Genomic DNA, 17,715 nt, shown 5'->3' with positions numbered 1-17,715 from the left:
ATCGTTCCGGTCGCAGAATCTGCCGCCCGGGATCCGTCGAGGCGGCAGCAACTGCGCCCGGAACCCGGCGCGACGGCAGCAACGGCGACCGGAACAGCCTCAGCGCACGAGCACCGGCGCCGTGTCGAACACGATCAGCGGGCGATCGCTCCCCGGTCGCACCAGCACCTCGGTGTCGACCTGCCACACGCGGAAAATGAGCTCGCGCGTCAGCACCTCGGCCGGTGACCCCGCCGCCTGCACGTGACCGTCGGCCACCACGACGATCCGATCGGCGAAAGCGGCCGCGTGATTGAGGTCGTGCAGCGCGGCGACCACGGTCATCCCGTCGTCGGCCAGAGAGCGCAGCAGCGCCAGCGCGTCGAGCTGCGCCCGGATGTCGAGGTGGTTGGTCGGCTCGTCGCACAGCAGCAACTGCGGCTGTTGGGCGAGGGCTCTCGCCAGATTCAGCCGCTGCCGCTCCCCGCCGGAGAGGGTCGCTCCGTCGCGCTCGGCGAACTCGAAAGCGCCCGCGCGCATCAGGGCCGCATCGGTGATGGCGGCATCCGTCTCCTGATCGTCGAACGACAGCCAGCCCCGATGCGGCAGGCGACCGAGGCCGACGATGTCCCGCCCGGTCATGCCCTCGGCCGGTGCCCACTCCTGCTCGACCAGAGCGACCCGCTGCGCTCGTGCGCGACGCCGCATCTCGGGGAGCGACGAACCGTCGAGCGACAGTGCCTCCAGCTCGCCGCGCAGAGTTCCGGCGATGAGCCGCAGCAGCGTGCTCTTCCCGGACCCGTTCGGCCCCAGCAAAGCTGTGACGGCGCCGTCCGGCGCTGTGATGTCCACCCCGTCGAGGATCATCCGCGCACCGTGGGCGAAGCGGATGCCGCGGGCGTCCAGCCCCGTCATGATCGCGTCTTCTTCCGCAGCAGGAGCAGCGCGAACACCGGTCCGCCGATCAGCGCAGTGACGATCCCGACCGGCAGCTCGCGCGGTTCGAACACCGTGCGGGCGATCGTGTCGGCCCAGATCAGGAAGACCGCCCCCGCGAGCAGAGACACGGGAAGCACGGCGCGATGCCTCGCACCGACGACCGCGCGCACCGCGTGCGGCAGGATCAGGCCCACGAAGCCGATCGATCCGCTCACGGCGACGAGCGCCCCGGTCAGCAGCGCGGTGCACACGAACAGCAGCACGCGCACCCGCACCACCGGGATGCCGAGCGCCTCGGCGGCGGTGTCGCCGAGCGCGAGGCTGTCGAGCGGCCGCGCCGACGCGAGCAGCGGCACCGCGCAGACGACCACCGCGGCGCCGGCCAGCGCAGCATCCGCCCAATCCGCACCGCCGAGCGAGCCGAGCAGCCAGCTGAGGATCTCACGGTAGCTGTCGTTCGTCGCGCTCCAGAAGATCACCAGGCTCGTCAGCGCCGACAGCACGGCCGAGACGGCGAGGCCCGCGAGCACGACCGCGGTCGAGGTCGCCGAACCCGCAGCGCGCGACAGGCCGAGAGTCAAGGCCAGGGCGATCAGCGCCCCGGCGAAGGCCGCGAACGGCAGGGCCACCGCGGCACCCAGCACGATCACGATCACCGCGCCCGTCGAGGCGCCCGACGAGAGCCCGAGCAGGTACGGGTCGGCGAGCGGGTTGTGGGTGAGGGCCTGCATCACGGCGCCGCACAGGGCGAGACCGCCACCCACCGCAGCCGCTGTGAGCACGCGGGGCACGCGTCCCTCCCAGATGATCGCGTCGCGGATCGGGGAGAGACCGCTCGCTGCACCGGTCAGGTGCGACCAGACGCTCGCCGCCAGTTCGGCGGGGGAGACGGCGGCGGGCCCGATCGCGACGGCCGCGACCACCGTGCCCGCGAGGGCGAGCATCAGCACGGTGACGGCGGATGCTGTCCGGCTGCGCTTCCGGGCGGCGCGAGGAGGAGCGGCAGCGGTCGCCATCGGCACGGCGACCGCGACGCTCACAGCTCTCCCAGCTGGGTCACGATCGAGTCCACCGCGTCGACGTTGCGGATGCCGGCCTCGGTCGCCGGGAAGTCGACGATCACGTAGCGCCCGTTCTTCACGGCGTCGAGCTGTGCGGTGATCGGGTTCGCCGTCAGCAGGGCGATCTTCGAGGCGGCGGTGTTCCACGCGGCATCCACCAGCACGATCACGTCGGGATCGGCGTCGGCGATCAGCTCCCAGGAGGTCGACGTCCAGGTGTCGTCGACGTCGGCGAAGACGTTGTCGAGGCCCGCGGCGTCCATGATCATCTGCGGGGCGCCGATGCCCGCACCGACGAACGGCTGGTCGGTGCCGGAGGAGTACCAGACCGCCGAGAGCCCGCGATCGTCGGGGGCGATGGCTTCGAGTTGCGCGCGCTGGTCGGAGATCAGCGTCGCCGCGGCATCCGTCTCTCCGAGGAGCTCGCCGGCTTCGGCGAAACCGTCGAAGACCGTGTCGAAGGTGAGCGGATCCGGCATGTAGCCGGGAGCCTTGCAGGCGGCGGGAGCGACGTAGGTCGTGACGCCGAGCTTCTGCAGCTCGGCGCGCTCGCCGACGCCCTCGATCGAGAAGTTCGACTCCCACCCGGCGAAGACCAGGTCGGGCTCGAGCTCGAGGGTCGCCTCCTGCGACGGCACCTTCTCGGAGACGATCGGGATGCCGTCGGCATCCGCCGCGAGCTCCTCGGGGAGAGGGCCGTCCGAGAAGGCCGAGCCGATGATCCGGTCGCCGGCGCCCAGGGCGAGCGCCAGCTCGAGGGTCGACGACTTGATCGTCAGGATCCGCTGCGGCGGAGCGTCGATCGTCAGCTCGGTGCCGCAGTTGTCGATCGTGAGCGTCTTCTCGTCGGATGCCGCGGCCGAGGTCGTCGGTGTGCCCGCGCAGCCGCTCAGGGCGGCGGCGAGGAGGAGGGCGGCGGCGGGGGCGGCGCAGAGGGCGCGAGTGGTGGCAGACATGGTTCTCCGAACGACGAGGCGGGCGCAGGGCGCAAACGGAAGCGCGTCGCAGTCCAGATCGGGACCACCGTGCGCCGGCCAATCGGGCCGACGGGATGCCGTCATGCTACTCCGGATTCTGGATCCAAATCAATACTGGATTCTGGATCCAAAATGGGTCATGATGAAGCAGGCCACACCGAAGCGGCGCAGATCACCCGATCGCAGAGCCGCGTTCAGCCGAGAGGAACCCATGCAGACCACATCCGTGTCGTACTTCAGCGAGGGTCAGCGCATCTCCGCCGTCTGGCGGACCCCCGATCACGCCGGCCCCCACCGCGCGATCGTGCAGGGACCGGGCTGGCTCGGGCTCAAGGATGCCAAGCTCTACGTCCGCTATCACGAGGCACTGGTCGAGGCCGGCTTCGCCGTGCTCGTCATCGACTACCGCGGCTTCGGCGACTCCGAGGGCGACCGCGGCTACCTGTCGCCGGCCTGGCAGCTGGAGGACCTGGTCAACGCCGTCACCTACCTCACGACGCGCGACGACGTGATCGCCGACGCGATCGGGGTCTTCGGCACCGGGGGCACCGGCGGCGGCAACGCCGTGCTGCTCGCAGACGCCGACCCGCGCATCAAGGCCGCCGTCAGCCAGGTGCCCGTCGCCGACGGTGAGGACTGGCTGCACCGCATGCGCAGCGAGTACGAATGGCTCGACTTCCAGAAGTCGCTCGAGGACGACCGCCGTCAGCGCGTCGCCACGGGGGAGGGCCGCATCGTGCACCCCCGCGAGGAGATCATGATCCCGACGGCCGAGCGCCGCGCGACGAAGATCAAGGCGGATGTCGACGACCGCATCCCGACCGCCGTACCGCTCGCGTGCGCCGAGGGGATCATCGCCTACCGCCCGATCGAGGCCGCCGCGCGGCTCACCACCCCGCTCCTGGTGATCGGGGTGGAGGGCGACGCGACCACGCCCACCCACCACGCCGAGGCGCTGTACGAGGCCGCGCGCGGACCGAAGCAGCTCATCATGCAGCGGCACACGACGCACTATGCGGCGTACGACGCCTACTGGGAGCAGACCACGCCGGTCATCGTCGGCTGGTTCGACCAATACGTGCGCCCGGCGCATCTGGTCCACCGGGTCAACCCGTCGCTCGCGATCGGCGAGTCGATCCATCAAGAGGAGGTCGCGCGATGAGCGTGGAACTGAAGATCACCGGCGGCACCGTCGTCACCCCGGCAGGACCGGTCGTCGCCGACCTGCTCGTCGCCGACGGCAAGATCGCCGGCATCGTGGCGGCAGGCACCGAGATCGCGGCCGAGCGCACGATCGACGCGACGGGCAAGCTCGTGCTCCCCGGCATGGTCGACGTGCACGTGCACACCCGCGAACCCGGCTACGAGCACAAGGACGACATCTACACGACGAGTCTGCAGGCCGCCGCCGGCGGCGTCACCACCATGTTCGGGATGCCGAACCTCAAGCCGCCGACGACGGATGTCGCGACGCTGACCGATGTGTTCAACCGATACGAGGAATCGTCGATCGTCGACTGGAACCACAACCCGGCGCCGACGAAGTTCGACGAGATCGCGGGCATGAGCGAGATGGGTATCCGCGCCTACAAGATCTACATGGTCGTGGACACGGGTCGCGACTACCCCCACCCCGCGGGCACCGGCATCCATGATCACGGACACCTGCTCGAGATCATGGATCACATCGCCCAGACCGGGAAGCGCTTCATCGTGCACCCGCACGACCAGGCGCTGATGGACTACATCGAGGGCGCCTACCTCGCCCGCGGCGAGAACACCCCGCAGGGCTACGCCTCCGCCTATGCCGCCCGTGAAGGCGTCATCTGGGACACCGCGATCGACGTCGTGCTGCGCCTCGCCGAAGCGTCCGGCTGCCCCGTGCACATCGCGCACATCCAGACCCGCCGCTCCATCGAGGCGGTGCGCCGCGCGAAGCAGAACGGCATCGACGTGACCTGTGAGGTCAACCACTGGGCGCCGTTCCTCTCGACCTGGAACGACGTCGAGACGCTCGGACCCTACGCGCTCAGCTACTGGGTGCCCGACGACAACCGCGCCGCGGTCTGGGAGGGCATGCGCGACGGCACGATCGACATCGCCGCCAGCGACCACGCCCCGCACACGCGTGAGGAGAAGGAGGTCGGCTGGACGCAGATGTGGAGCTCGCACACCGGCACCCCCGGCATCCAGTACTACTACGAGCTCATGCTCGACGCGGTGAACAAGGGCGAGCTCGACCTGCAGCGCGCGATCGACATGGTGGCGCACATCCCGGCCGCCAAGTTCGGCCTGGAGGGCGTCAAGGGATCTCTCTCGATCGGAGCGGATGCCGACATCGTCATCGCCGATCTCGCCGACGAGTGGACGATCACGAACGACGGCGTGCTGTCGAAGATCGGCTGGACGCCGTACGACGGCCGCACCATCAGCGCGCGCATCCAGCGGACCCTCGTCCGCGGGACCGACGTGTACGTCGACGACGAGGTCGTCGGAGACCCCGCTTTCGGAAAGCTCGCCGCCTCGGCGGAAGACAGAGCGGCATTCGCCGCGGAAGGGAACTGACATGAAATTCGGACTGCTGCTGCCGCACTTCGGCGAGGAGGCGAGCAAGGAGAAGCTCCTGGAGGGATCCAAGCTCGCCGAGAGCTTCGGATTCGACTCCGTCTGGGTGCGCGACCACCTGGTCTTCGAGCCGCACGGCGAGATGGAGAAGCCCAACCGCACGTTCTACGACGCGCTCACCACTCTCACCGCGATCGGAGCAGTGACCGACAAGATCGAGCTCGGCACCGGTTCGCTCATCCCGTTCCGGCATCCGCTCGTCACCGCCCTCATGGCGGGCACGATGACGCAGCTGCTCGGACCGCGCCTCATCCTCGGCTTCGGTGCCGGCACCTTCGACCACGAGTTCGACGCGATCGGCTGGGGCGACCTCGATCGGGTCGAGATGGTGCGCTCGAACGCCGAGATCCTGCGTCGCGTGTTCACCGAGAACGACGTCACCTACGACGACGGCATCTTCTCCTTCGAGAACGTGACCATCGAGCCGAAGCCGGTCGGCGGCCGCATCCCCTTCTGGTACTGCGGCGCGACGCCGCGCTCGGCCCGCCTCGCCGCGGAGTTCGCCGACGGATGGATGCCGGGACGCACGGGACTCCTCACGATGGAGAAGCGCATCAAGACGATGCGCGAGATGACCGACGAGAACGGCCGGCCGATGCCGACCATCGCCGTCATCCCGCCGACGTCGATCGAGGACACCCGCGAAGAGGCGCTCAAGCACGTCAACATCCCTGGGCTCCTGGCCTGGGCGAACAAGGCGAAGTTCGCGGTGAAGCCGCCGTCCGGCAGCTTCGAGACCGTCGAGGACCTCGAGGGACAGCTGATCGTCGGCAGCCCCGACGAGGCCGTCGATCAGATCCGGCGCTTCGAGGAGGTCGGCACGGAGCACCTCGTCTTCGACTTCCGCTTCAAGTTCGATCGGTTCTTCGAGCAGATCGAGCTCCTCGGCACCGAAGTGCTTCCTAAGCTGCGATAAACGCGCACCACCGCGCGACGGATGACAACGAGAGGTGCACGATGACTGACGTGAAAGACACCGCGCGAGAATCGGCGGTCCCGCTGATCTCGGTCACCGGGCTCTCGGTGAGCTACGACGTGGCGCGGACGGGAAAGAAGCTGATCGCCATCGAAGACGTCGACCTCGACGTGTTCGAAGGCGAGTTCATCACGGTGCTCGGCCCGTCGGGGTGCGGAAAGACGACGTTCATGAACGTCATCGCCGGCCTCGTCGCGCCGAGCTCCGGCTCGGTGCTCGTCGATGGCAAGGAAGTCGACGGACCCGGCCCCGACCGGGCCGTCGTCTTCCAGGACTATGCCCTGCTGCCGTGGCGGACCGTGTTCGACAACGTGAAGTTCGGGCTCGAGATGCAGAAGGGCCTGCACGGCGAGGGCTGGCGCGAGCGCGTGCAGGAGGCCATCGACATGGTGGGGCTCAAGGGATTCGAGTCGTCGTATCCGCGCGAGCTCTCCGGCGGCATGCAGCAGCGCGTCGGCCTCGCCCGGGCGTTCGTCGCCCAGCCGCGCATCCTGCTGATGGACGAGCCGCTCGGCGCCGTCGACGCCCTCACCCGCGAGGTGATGCGCGACGAGATCGAGAAGCTCATCGAGGCCACCGGCAAGACGGTGCTGTTCATCACGCATTCCATCGAGGAGGCGATCCTGCTCGGCGACCGCATCGTGGTGTTCAAGAGTCACCCCGGCGCGATCAAGGAGATCATCACGACCGGTCTCGAGCGTCCGCGCTCCGAGCGGGCCGTGCAGCACGATCCCCGTTTTCTCGAGCTCCGCGACCACCTGTGGGCGGCGCTCGAGGACGAGGCGACCGCGGCAGCGGTGTCGAAGTGAGCTCCCTCCTCGCGGCCGGCCCGAACTACGGCAAGGGCGGAGTCGGCGCCTGGCTCGCGGGTCTCAGCACCCGCGGCAAGGCAGCGGTCATCGCCATCGAGGTGATCGTGCTGCTGCTCCTCTGGCAGCTCGTGGTCGGGATCCTCGGCTGGATCAATCCCGTGTTCCTCCCGCCGCCCTCGGCGATCGCGCAGGGGTTCGGCGAGATCGTGTCGAGCGGCGCGCTCGCATCGAACGCCGGGATCTCGGTGCAGGCCTGGCTCTCGGGCTTCGCGCTCGCCGTGGTCGTCGGCATCCCGGTGGGCCTGCTCATGGGGTCGTCGCTGCCCGTCGACCGGGTCGTCGGCCCGATCGCGTGGACCATCTACGCCACCCCGTCGATCGCCTACCAGCCTCTGGCGAAGGCCTGGTTCGGCTTCGGCATCGGCCCGGTGATCTTCCTCGTGACGATCAGCGCGCTCTTCCCGATCCTGCTCAACGTCGCCGCCGGCATGCGCACGGCGAATCCGTCGATCATCCGGGCGGCCCGCGTCTACGGTGCGGGACGGATGCGGCTGTACCGCTCGGTGTACCTGCCGTCGACGATCCCGTTCCTGTTCGCGGGTCTCCGCCAGGCCGTGGTGCTCGCCACCATCGGCATGGTCGTCGCCGAGCTCGCGGGATCGTCGAGCGGGATGGGCGCCCTGATCATCCGGGCGTCCAACACCTATCAGACCGACCAGGCGTTCGCGGCGATCGCGATCGTCGTGCTGTGGAGCGTCGGCATGACCCAGGTCGTGACCGCCATCGAGCGCGGAGTCGCTCCGTGGACGAGGAAGGGCAAGCGATGAGCGTCGTCTCCGCCACCGGAACCCATCGCATCGTGCGGCCGCGGCGCGTGGCGCGTGCCGGCGAGGGCCGATGGGGGCTGCTCCTGATCGCCGTCATCGCGGCGGTGCTGCTGATCTGGGAGGCGGCGGTGAGCTGGCTCGGTCTCGTGCCGTCGTCGTTCCTGCCGGCACCCAGTGCGATCGCCGTGGCGTTCGGGGGCCTGATGGTCGATCCGGAGTTCTGGTCGGCCTTCGTCTTCAGCGTCACGAACCTGCTCATCGGCCTCGCCATCGCGATCGTCGTCGGCGTGGTCGTGGGGCTGGCGGTCGGCTGGTCGCCGGTGCTGCGGTTCATGGTGGCGCCGTTCCTGTGGGTGCTCTACTCGACGCCCAAGGTGGCGCTCGCGCCGCTCTTCATCCTCGGGCTGGGGCTCGGCAGCGAGTCGAAGATCGCCCTCGTGATCCTGCTGGCGGTGTTCCCGATCCTGCTGAACACCATGGAGGGTGCGGTCACCGTGAGTCCGTCGCTCGTCAACGCCGCACGTGTGTACGGCGCGCGGGGGATCAGTCTCGGGTGGAAGGTCATCTTCCCGGCGACCCTGCCCTACAGCCTGTCGGGCATCCAGCGCGGAGCCGCCCTCGGCTTCACGGGAGAGGTGCTCGGCGAGTTCCTCGGCGGCACCGGTGGCCTGGGGCACCTGCTCGAGTTCGCCGCCTACCAGTTCCGCATGGACGAGGCGATCGCGATGGTGGTGGTGATGGTGATCATCGCGAACCTGACGCTGCTGCTCATCTCGGTGCTGCGCCGCCGGCTCGCGCCCTGGTACGACGAGCGGAAGATCGTCGGCTGACACCCGCGCGGCGACGACTCCCGGCCCCCGTCTCATGCGCGACGGGGGCCGGGTCTGTCAGCGCAGGCGCTCCACGCGCATCCAAGTGGTACGCTTTGATGTACCACTAGGGAGGTAGAGGGTGTCCGCGATCTCGGCTACAGAAGCCCGCAAGGGTCTGTTCGGTCTTATCCAGCAGGTGAACGAGGACCACGCACCCGTCGAGGTGGTCTCGCGCCGCGGAAATGCCGTCATCATGTCGAAGGACGACTACGACGCCCTCACGGAGACGGCGTATCTGCTTCGGAACCGCGTCGGTGCGGAGCGTCTTCTCTCGGCGATCGAACGTGCGCGCCGTGGTGAGACCGAGCAGCACGACCTGATCGACGAGTGACTCGGAGATTGGCCTTCGACCCGAACGGGTGGGAGGACTACATGTACTGGCAAGGTCAGGATCGCAAGACGCTGAAGAGGATCAACCAGCTCGTCGCGGACGTCCTCCGAAGCCCCTTCGAAGGCATCGGAAAACCGGAGCCCCTCAAGCACGTGCTCTCCGGGGCGTGGTCTCGTCGCATAGACCAGAGCAACAGACTCGTCTACTACGTGAGTGACGAGGAGATCGTGATCCTCCAAGCTCGCGACCACTACTGACACGGAAGAGGCCCCACCGCCATGCGCAACGGTGGGGCCTCTCGTGTCGAGCTCAGCGTCTCGACGAGCTCAGCGAGCTCAGGGGTACGTCAGCGTCGCCGGACCCTCGTTGTCGAGGTCGAGCAGCTCCTGCGCCTTGAGCAGGTAGACGAGCTGATCCTTGTCGAACTCGAGCGGCTCGAGCTGCTGCGTCTCGATCGTCGTGTCCCAGGCCTCGGTGTCGAAGTACAGGTTCGGGCAGGCGAGGTGGGCGTCGAGGATCCACGGGCTGTCCGATTCGCGCAGCTCCGCCACCTCGAAGTCGTTGGCCTCGTAGATGTCGAGCACCTCGTCGGCGTTCTCGGGGAACTCACCGGGCGCGGGTGCCGTCATGAAGTCGGTCGCCTTGAGGGTCGCGCGCAGGAACCGCACCAGGGTGTTCGGGTTCTCCTGCGCCCACTTCGTTCCCGCGATCTGCACGTCGTTCGCCCAGTTGCGCAGCGACTCCACGACGATGTTCGCCCCGTGCTCCTCGAGCGCCGCTCGGTCATCGGCGTAGAACGGCTGCAGCGTGATCTTGTCGTTGACGAAGAACTCCGTCCACGACTCCGATCCGGGTCCCGGGTAGACGACCTCGGCGTTGATCGTCGAGATGTCCCACCCTTCCTCCTTGAGCACCTGCGCGCGCTGGAACTCGGCCGGGTCGCCGGGCGTTCCGGCGAGGACGATCGACGTGCCGTCGAGGTCGTCGACGCTCTTCACGTCGGCCTGCGCCGCGAAGTCGAAGTTCTGTCGGCAGTAGTGCCCCGAGACCAGATCGATCTCCACGCCGCCGCGGATGGCGTCGATGACGGTGCCGGTCGATTCGACGCCGATGTCGGCACTGCCGCTCGCCACCGCCGCGGTGACGTTGTCGGCGGTGATGACCTCGACGGTGAGCCCTTCCTCCTCGTAGTAGCCGAGGTCGGTCGCGAGGACGAACATCGAGTACATCGTGACGTCGGGGAAGGGGATCGCCACCGTCAGCTCGGTGTCTTCCGCAGCGCCGGGTTCGCCGTCGGCGAGCTCGACGGGTCCTGCCGGTGTCGGCGTCGGGGCGGTACAGGCGGCGAGCAGCGTCAGTGCTGCTGCGCCGCCGACCACGGCGAGGCCGAGTCTGGATCTTGTCGTGCGCATGACTCTCCATTCGGGTGGTGCGTTCGACCCCCCGCGGAGGAGGGCATCTCGCGCGGATTTTGGGATACTGTATCCAGTTTGGGATCGACTGTCCATCGTTTGCGGGATATCGTGCGAGAACCGGGTCTAGACGCCCAGGATGAAAATTGGATACAGTATCCCAAACAGCATTCCCGCGACGAAGAGGTGCACATGCGAGCCGCCGTGCTGAGCCGACACGACCTCGACGGCCTGACCGTCGAGGAGACGGCCGCGCCGGTTCCCGGAGCGGGTGAGGTGCTCGTGCGCGTCGACACCGTCGGGGTGAATCAGCTGGACCTCAATGTCATCGCCGGGATCGGGCCCGGCGCCCATGCTCGCCTGCCCCGCATCCTGGGGATGGATCCTGCCGGAGAGATCGTCGCGGTCGGCAGCGGCGTCGCCGCTTCGCGCCTCGGCCAGACGGTCGTCGTGAAGCCGAACATCGCGTGCGGCGTCTGCGCACGCTGCCTCGCCGGCGATGAGGCCGATTGCCCCGCGCAGACCGTGGTCGGCGTGCACCGCGACGGGGGAGCGGCGGAGCTCGTCGTCGTCCCGAGCCGCAACGCGATCGATCGGCGAGGACTCGGTGCCGCCGAGGCGACAGCCGTGGTGCACAGTGCGTCGATCGTGGTGAACGCCGTGCGGGCCATCGCGCTCGCCGCCGACGAGCGGGTTCTCGTCACGGGCGCCGGTGGCACGCTCGGCCGGGCCGCCGTCGCCATCGCGAGCGCTCGTGGCGCCCGGGTGGTCGCCGCATCGCGCCGACCCCTGCATGCGATCGGCGACGAGCAGATCATCACCGCCGCGGATGCTGCCGCCCTGACCTCCGCTCTGCACGGCGTCGACGGCTTCGACGTCGTGCTCGACGTCTCGGGCCACGCCCCGACTCTCGCCGCGGGCATCGGCGCGCTGCGGTGGGGAGGGCGAGCCGTGTTCTGCTCGGCATCCGTCGACAGCGAGCTGCGCATCGACTCCCGAGACTTCTACCTGCGCCGCAAGCAGCTGATCGGCGTCGCCAGTGCCCGCTACGACGACGTGGTCGAAGCGCTGGATCTCGCCGCCGCCAGAGCCTTGCCGTCGCTCGTCGGCGCGCGCTACCCGCTCGACGACATCGGGCGCGCCTACCAGGAGTTCCCCCGCAAGGGGGAGGGGAAGGTGGTCGTCGATGTCCGATGACCGCACCCGGAGAACAGGAGACCAGACGTGACGAGTCCTGCACAGCCCGGCGCCGGAGCGCTCGCCGGCATCCGCGTGATCGAACTGGGGCAGTACATCTCCGGTCCCTACGCGGCCAAGCTGCTCGCCGATCTCGGCGCGGATGTCATCAAGGTCGAGTCGCCCGAGGGCGACCCGATGCGCCGCTGGGAGGGCCGGGCGACCATGAGCCCCCAGTTCGCCGCCTACAACCGGGGCAAGCGCGGCGTCGTGCTCGACCTGAAGAGCGTCGACGGGCTCGCCGCCCTGTTCGCCCTGGTGGAGGATGCCGACATCGTGCTCGACAACTTCCGTCCCGGAGTCGCGGCGCGGCTCGGCTTCGGTCCCGACGTGCTGCACGAGCGGAACCCGCGCGTGATCACCTGCTCGATCACCGGATTCGGCGCGACGGGGCCCGCGGCCAAGCGGCCCGCCTACGACACCGTGATCTCCGCCACCGGCGGCATGTACAGCCAGGTCGTGCCGGCATCCACGATCCGTCCACTGGGCCCGGCCTTCTCCGACCTGCTCTCCGGCATGTCGGCGGTTCAGGCTGTGCTCGCCGCGCTCCATGCGCGCGACGTCAGCGGCGAGGGGGAGCACGTCGAGGTCACGATGGTCGGGGCGCTCCTCGACTTCCTCACGGAGTCCGCCTCGGCGTTCCTAGAGACCGGCCAGGTCTCGTCTCCCGACTCGCGACCGCGCCGCGCGCAGGCGTACGCGTGCGTCGGGTCGGACGGCAAGGCGTTCGTGATCCACATGTCGGTGCCGGAGAAGTTCTGGACCGGACTGCTCGACGTGCTCGAACGCCGCGACCTCGCCGACGACGAGCGCTTCTCCACGCGGGAGGCACGGGTGCGCAACTACGACGAGCTCGACGCGGTGCTCAAGCAGATCGCCGCCACGCGCCCGCGCGACGAGTGGCTCGAGAGGCTCGCCGCCCACGACATCCCGCACGGTCCGCTGAACACCATGGGCGACCTGTTCGACGATCCGCAGATCGTCAGCATGGGTCTGGTCGAAGAGATCGAGGGGCCCGACGGCGCGCTGCGCGTGCCCGTGCCCAGCATCCGGTTCCAGCGCAGCGGTCGTCCCGCACTCCGCTACGCGCCCGCGCTCGGCGCCGACACCGACGAGCTCACCGCGACGGCGGCGGCATCCGAATCCGAGAAGGAAGGGGCGGCCCGATGAGCGGTATCGACGACCTCGTGGCGATCGACGTCCACACGCACCCGCAGACCGAGGAGTTCATCGCGGCGATGGGCGCGCGGCACACGCAGATGTCGGCGCACTTCGGTCGCGAGCGGCCGGTGGTGTCGTTCGCGGAGCAGGCGGACCAGTATCGCGACCGCAAGATGATGGCCGTCATCGTGAACTCCGATTCGGAGACGACGAGCGGCATCAAGGGCGCGCCGAACGACCTGCTCGGCAGAGCGCAGCAGGATCATCCCGATGTCTTCCTCGCCTTCGCGGGGATCGACCCGTGGAAGGGGGAGGCGGCGATCGCCGAGATCCGCCGGATGCACGACGAGTACGGCATCAAGGGCGTCGGCGAGCTCAACCCGTCGCGGCAGAAGTTCCTCGCCAACGACCGGCGCTTCTTCCCGATCTGGGAGACCTGTGCAGAACTCGGGCTCGTGGTGATGTTCCACTCCGGATTCCCCGGTGCCGGAGCCGGCACCCCCGGAGGAGGCGGCTACCGACTCGAGAACGCGCGTCCCGTGCCGTACATCGACGACGTCGCGGCCGAGTTCCCCGAACTGAACATCATCAGTGCGCACCCGGCCTGGCCCTGGCACCTCGAGAACCTGGCGATGGTGTGGCACAAGTCGAACGTCTATCTCGACCTCTCCGGCTGGGCGCCGAAGTACCTGCCGCCCGAGGTCGTGCGCTACGCCGACTCGCTCATCTCCGATCGGGTGCTGTTCGGTTCGGACTGGCCGGTCATGACGGCGGACCGATGGATGGCCGAGTTCGACGAGCTGGGCCTCAAGCCGGAGTCGCGGCAGAAGATCCTGCTCGACAACGCACGCAAGCTGTTCCGACTGTGAGTCGGCGCGACGAGTCCGGGAGGACGCATGGCTGAACTGGTGATGGCCGCGGCGACACCGCACAACCCCCTGCTCTGGCGCGCGATGCGCGAGCCGTATCCCCCCGATCTCGTCGCGGTCGAGGAGAACTTCCGCCGCATCCGGGAGGCCGTGGCGGATGCTGAGGTCGACGTGCTCATCGTGCTCGGCACCGACCACGTGCGGCAGTTCTTCTCCGACAACTCCCCGGCGTTCATCGTCGGCAAGGCCGCGTCGTACCACGGCACCTACGAGAACGAGGTGCGCACGTTCGGCATGGAGTACGCGGAGCTGACCGGGCAGCCGGAGCTCGCGACGCAGATCACCGGACGCGAAGTGCTGCCCGAGACCATCGACTTCTCGGTCTCGCACGAATGGCGTCTCGACCACAGCTTCGTGCTCCCGCTGCAGTACGTGCGCCCCGAGCTCGACCTGCCGATCGTGCCGATCCACGCGAACGCGATCCTCCCTCCGCTGCCGTCGGCCGCGCGCTTCGCCGCCCTCGGCCAGCACCTGCGCACGGCGGTGGAATCGTGGGACAGCGACGCCAGGGTGGGCCTGCTCACCTCGGGGCACATGGCGACGGATGTCGGGGGACCGCGCACGTTCAACGGATCTCCCGACCCGGAGTTCGACGCCGAGGCCGTGGCGTGGATGCGTGACGGCGACCTCGCCGGCGCGATCGACGGATGCCGTTTCGACCGCATCATGGCGGCGGGCAACGTCACCTATCAGTACGTGAACATCGTCGCCGCGCTCGCCGCGATGCAGGGCCGGCCCGCCGACCTCGCCGAGGCCACGACGTCGCGGTTCGCGTCGAGTCCGTTCTTCCTCTGGAGGGCCGCGCAGTGAGCCTCTACATGATGAACAAGTTCATCCGTGCCGTCGAGATGAGCACCGCGAACGTGAACGCGTATGTCGCCGACCCCGAGGGTTTCATCGACTCCTGGCTCGCCGGAGGTTCCGGCACCGACGCCGTTGCGGACGATCGCATCCTGACGCCGGAGGAGCATGCGGCCTTCGCTGCCCGGGACTACGGTGCGCTCTACGGTCTCGGCGCTCATCCGTATCTGCTCTGGCACTTCACCGAGGCCGTGTACGAGCACGAGTACACCGAGGGCTTCGGCTGGCGCGACCTGGTCGAGAGGTACCGCGCCGCGATCGTGCCGTACGGCGAGGTCGACGACATCGCCTGACAGAACGTCGCAGCGGCGCGAGGGCATGACGGATGCCCCGTGGTGGGAAACACCACGAGGCATCCGCGCGTCGGCATCACGCAGAGGGCGGGTCGCGAAACCAGTGGCCGCCTGCGTGAGGCGCCGACGCACCGACGGTGCGGGGTCTCCTCCCCGAGGACGACCGCACCGTCGGCGTCTCGGCTACGCCGTCACGCGACGGCGGAGCAGGCCTGCACCTCCGAGGAGGAGCAGGAGTGCGGCGAGTGCGACCAGTCCGGATGCGGGGGCACCGCCGGTCATGGCGAGTCCCTCCGCAGCGTCGGCAACGGCGGCACCGGATGCCGAACCCGTCACGGAACCGGTTCCCGGGTCGGTGCCGGGGTCGGTTCCAGGGTCGGTTCCGGGGTCCGTGCCCGGGTCAGTCCCAGGGTCGGTTCCCGGGTCAGTCCCGGGATCGGTTCCCGGGTCCGTTCCGGGGTTCGTACCCGGGTTCGTCACCGTGCTGTCACCGGCCACCGAGATGGCGTTTCCGCCGATGGTGATCGGCAGCGTCACCGGCAGCGACAGCTGGGTGCCGCCGAGGATGCCGCCGTCGCCACTGGTGGTGTTGCTACCGGTGGTGCCGGTGGCCGGGGCCGTCGGTCCCGTGCCCCCGCCGGTGACGGTGGCGTTGTCGAGCAGCGAGATCGCGTTGCCCGTCACGGCCACGGGGGCCGTCACGGGTGCGGTGATCTGGCTGCCGCTGGCGATGCCGTCGTCTCCGCCGGTGGTGTTGTTGCCGGTGGTGCCGGTGGCCGGGGCGGCCGGGGTGGCCGGAGCCGTGCCGCCGGTGACGGTGGCGTTGTCGAGCAGGGAGATCGCGTTGCCCGTCACGGCCACGGGGGCCGTCACGGGTGCGGTGATCTGGCTGCCGCTGGCGACGCCGTCGTCTCCGCCGGTGGTGTTGTTGCCGGTGGCCGGAGCGGCCGGAGCCGCACCGCCGGTTGCACCGGCGACGGTGGCGTTGTCGAGCAGCGAGATCGCGTTGCCCGTCACGGCCACGGGGGCCGTCACGGGTGCGGTGATCTGGCTGCCGCTGGCGACGCCGTCGTCCCCACCGGTGGTGTTGTTGCCGGTGGTGCCGGTGGCCGGGGCCGCCGGGGTGGCCGGAGCCGTGCCGCCGGTGACGGTGGCGTTGTCGAGCAGCGAGATCGCGTTGCCGGTCACGGCCACGGGGGCCGTGACCGGTGCGGTGATCTGGCTGCCGCTGGCGATGCCGTCGTCTCCGCCGGTGGTGTTGTTGCCGGTGGTGCCGGTGGCCGGGGCCGCCGGAGTGGCAGCACCGCCGGTGACGGCGGCGTCATCCAGCAGGGAGATCGCGTTGCCGGTGACGGCCACGGGGGCCGTGACCGGTGCGACGACCTGGGTACCGCTGGCGACTCCATCGTCTCCGCCGGTGGTGCTGCCTCCCGCAGAGCCGGTTGCCGGAGCGGCCGGGGCCGCGCCGCCCGTGCCGCCGGTGACGGTGGCGTCATCCAGCAGGGAGATCGCGTTGCCGGTGACGGCCACGGGGGCTGTCACCGGTGCGTTGACCTGGCTGCCGCTGGCGACGCCGTCGTCTCCGCCGGTGGTGTTGTTGCCGGTGGTGCCGGTGGCCGGAGCCGCCGGAGTGGCAGCACCGCCGGTGACGGTGGCGTCATTGAACAGCGAGATCGCGTTCCCTGTCACGGTCACAGGGGCCGTGACGGGTGCCACGACCTGAGTGCCGCTGGCGACTCCGTCGTCTCCACCGGTGGTGGTGCTGCCGGTGGTGCCGGTGCCGGGAGCGACCGGAGCCGCACCGACGGGAGCAGCCGCCGCGTCGCTGTCACCGAGCAGCGAGACAGCGTTGCCGCTGACCGTGATCGGAGCGTTGACCGCGAGCAGCGCCTGGGTGCCGGAAAGCAGTCCGTCGATGCCGTTCGTGGTCACGGACGGCACCCCGGCCCCGGTGTCGGCCTGGGGAGCCGAGCTCTGGGGATTCGGGGCCGGGGTGCTGGTCTGGGTGTCGTCCACGAGGCTCACCGCGTTGTTCGTCACGGTGACGGGGACGTTCACGGTCACCACGGCCTGGGAGCCGGATGCCGTGCCGTCGGATCCGCTCGTGACCGGGGCGGGTGCCGGGGCGGGAGCGGGTGCGGGTGCCGGGGCAGGAGCCGGGGCGGGTGCGGGTGCCGGTGCCGGTGCGGCGACGGCGTCACCGAGCAGCGAGATCGCGTTGTTCACGACCGTGACCGGCGCGGTGACCGTGGCCACTGCCTGGGTGCCGGAGAGAAGACCTTCGTCTCCGGATGTGTCGGCCGCGTTCGCGGCCGTCGCGCCGAACAGGGTGACCCCGCCGGCGATGAGCGTGCCCCACAGGGCCCGCTTGAGATATGTACGCATGATGATTCTCCTGACTGGACTGGGGGAGTCTGGATGGGT

At 69.4% G+C, this 17,715-nt stretch carries 18 protein-coding genes; 13 read left to right on the top strand and 5 right to left on the bottom strand.

Annotated features, from left to right (window positions below; translation table 11 throughout):
- Positions 1 to 99: 99 nt before the first annotated feature.
- From LC452_RS06005 to LC452_RS05995, 3 genes are read right to left on the bottom strand one after another with little or no spacing between them, the layout of a single operon-like run.
- Entirely contained in the window at positions 100 to 894 is a 795-nt protein-coding gene (locus tag LC452_RS06005) for an ABC transporter ATP-binding protein (protein ID WP_223623215.1), read from the bottom strand.
- Positions 891 to 1,958, bottom strand: coding sequence for a putative F420-0 ABC transporter permease subunit (locus tag LC452_RS06000; RefSeq protein WP_374197759.1), 1,068 nt, complete (start codon positions 1,956 to 1,958; stop codon positions 891 to 893). Before LC452_RS06000 ends, LC452_RS06005 begins: the two co-directional genes overlap by 4 nt.
- Positions 1,955 to 2,935: a putative F420-0 ABC transporter substrate-binding protein gene (locus LC452_RS05995; RefSeq protein ID WP_223623212.1), complete on the bottom strand. Its 981-nt coding sequence runs from the start codon at positions 2,933 to 2,935 to the stop codon at positions 1,955 to 1,957. Before LC452_RS05995 ends, LC452_RS06000 begins: the two co-directional genes overlap by 4 nt.
- 232 nt (positions 2,936 to 3,167) lie before the next feature.
- Between LC452_RS05995 and LC452_RS05990 the strand changes: the two genes are divergently transcribed.
- The 8 genes from LC452_RS05990 to LC452_RS05955 all read left to right on the top strand — a co-directional run bounded on the left by LC452_RS05990 (position 3,168) and on the right by LC452_RS05955 (position 9,656).
- Complete coding sequence (locus tag LC452_RS05990) at positions 3,168 to 4,118, top strand: alpha/beta hydrolase (protein WP_223623210.1); 951 nt, start codon at positions 3,168 to 3,170, stop codon at positions 4,116 to 4,118.
- Positions 4,115 to 5,521, top strand: a complete 1,407-nt coding sequence (locus LC452_RS05985) for a dihydroorotase family protein (RefSeq protein ID WP_223623208.1) — start codon at positions 4,115 to 4,117, stop codon at positions 5,519 to 5,521. Before LC452_RS05990 ends, LC452_RS05985 begins: the two co-directional genes overlap by 4 nt.
- A gap of 1 nt (position 5,522) precedes the next feature.
- Positions 5,523 to 6,497, top strand: coding sequence for an LLM class flavin-dependent oxidoreductase (locus tag LC452_RS05980; protein ID WP_223623206.1), 975 nt, complete (start codon positions 5,523 to 5,525; stop codon positions 6,495 to 6,497).
- A gap of 41 nt (positions 6,498 to 6,538) precedes the next feature.
- The gene (locus LC452_RS05975; protein WP_223623204.1) at positions 6,539 to 7,366 is read left to right on the top strand and encodes an ABC transporter ATP-binding protein; all 828 of its coding nucleotides are present in this window, start codon (positions 6,539 to 6,541) and stop codon (positions 7,364 to 7,366) included.
- The gene (locus LC452_RS05970; protein WP_223623202.1) at positions 7,363 to 8,196 is read left to right on the top strand and encodes an ABC transporter permease; all 834 of its coding nucleotides are present in this window, start codon (positions 7,363 to 7,365) and stop codon (positions 8,194 to 8,196) included. The genes LC452_RS05975 and LC452_RS05970 overlap by 4 nt, the downstream gene beginning before the upstream one ends.
- Positions 8,193 to 9,026: an ABC transporter permease gene (locus tag LC452_RS05965; protein ID WP_223623201.1), complete on the top strand. Its 834-nt coding sequence runs from the start codon at positions 8,193 to 8,195 to the stop codon at positions 9,024 to 9,026. Before LC452_RS05970 ends, LC452_RS05965 begins: the two co-directional genes overlap by 4 nt.
- A 121-nt stretch (positions 9,027 to 9,147) precedes the next feature.
- Complete coding sequence (locus LC452_RS05960; protein WP_223623199.1) at positions 9,148 to 9,399, top strand: type II toxin-antitoxin system Phd/YefM family antitoxin; 252 nt, start codon at positions 9,148 to 9,150, stop codon at positions 9,397 to 9,399.
- Positions 9,396 to 9,656: a Txe/YoeB family addiction module toxin gene (locus tag LC452_RS05955; protein ID WP_223623196.1), complete on the top strand. Its 261-nt coding sequence runs from the start codon at positions 9,396 to 9,398 to the stop codon at positions 9,654 to 9,656. Before LC452_RS05960 ends, LC452_RS05955 begins: the two co-directional genes overlap by 4 nt.
- Positions 9,657 to 9,734: 78 nt before the next feature.
- Here LC452_RS05955 and LC452_RS05950 read toward each other — a convergent pair whose 3' ends face one another.
- Entirely contained in the window at positions 9,735 to 10,811 is a 1,077-nt protein-coding gene (locus LC452_RS05950; RefSeq protein ID WP_223623194.1) for an ABC transporter substrate-binding protein, read from the bottom strand.
- Positions 10,812 to 11,003: 192 nt separating this feature from the next.
- Here LC452_RS05950 and LC452_RS05945 point away from each other — a divergent pair, with 192 nt between their 5' ends.
- Genes LC452_RS05945 through LC452_RS05925 form a run of 5 tightly spaced genes read left to right on the top strand, consistent with a single transcriptional unit; the run spans position 11,004 to position 15,291 of the window.
- Positions 11,004 to 12,008 carry an alcohol dehydrogenase catalytic domain-containing protein gene (locus LC452_RS05945; protein ID WP_223623192.1) on the top strand — a complete coding sequence of 335 codons (1,005 nt, stop codon included), beginning with the start codon at positions 11,004 to 11,006 and terminating at the stop codon, positions 12,006 to 12,008.
- 27 nt (positions 12,009 to 12,035) lie between these two features.
- Positions 12,036 to 13,217 (top strand): CaiB/BaiF CoA-transferase family protein, encoded by a 1,182-nt coding sequence (locus LC452_RS05940; protein ID WP_223623190.1) that lies wholly within the window; start codon positions 12,036 to 12,038, stop codon positions 13,215 to 13,217.
- Positions 13,214 to 14,077, top strand: a complete 864-nt coding sequence (locus LC452_RS05935; RefSeq protein WP_223623188.1) for an amidohydrolase family protein — start codon at positions 13,214 to 13,216, stop codon at positions 14,075 to 14,077. Before LC452_RS05940 ends, LC452_RS05935 begins: the two co-directional genes overlap by 4 nt.
- Positions 14,078 to 14,104: 27 nt before the next feature.
- Complete coding sequence (locus LC452_RS05930; protein ID WP_223623186.1) at positions 14,105 to 14,947, top strand: hypothetical protein; 843 nt, start codon at positions 14,105 to 14,107, stop codon at positions 14,945 to 14,947.
- Positions 14,944 to 15,291: a hypothetical protein gene (locus LC452_RS05925; RefSeq protein ID WP_223623185.1), complete on the top strand. Its 348-nt coding sequence runs from the start codon at positions 14,944 to 14,946 to the stop codon at positions 15,289 to 15,291. The genes LC452_RS05930 and LC452_RS05925 overlap by 4 nt, the downstream gene beginning before the upstream one ends.
- A gap of 183 nt (positions 15,292 to 15,474) precedes the next feature.
- On the opposite strand, the gene LC452_RS05920 is transcribed toward LC452_RS05925, so the two are convergent.
- The gene (locus tag LC452_RS05920) at positions 15,475 to 17,676 is read right to left on the bottom strand and encodes a hypothetical protein (RefSeq protein ID WP_223623182.1); all 2,202 of its coding nucleotides are present in this window, start codon (positions 17,674 to 17,676) and stop codon (positions 15,475 to 15,477) included.
- Positions 17,677 to 17,715 lie beyond the last annotated feature (39 nt).

Source organism: Microbacterium sp. EST19A (assembly GCF_019969685.1).
Taxonomy (GTDB): Bacteria; Actinomycetota; Actinomycetes; order Actinomycetales; family Microbacteriaceae; genus Microbacterium.
This window is presented reverse-complemented; position numbering and strand designations above follow the sequence as displayed.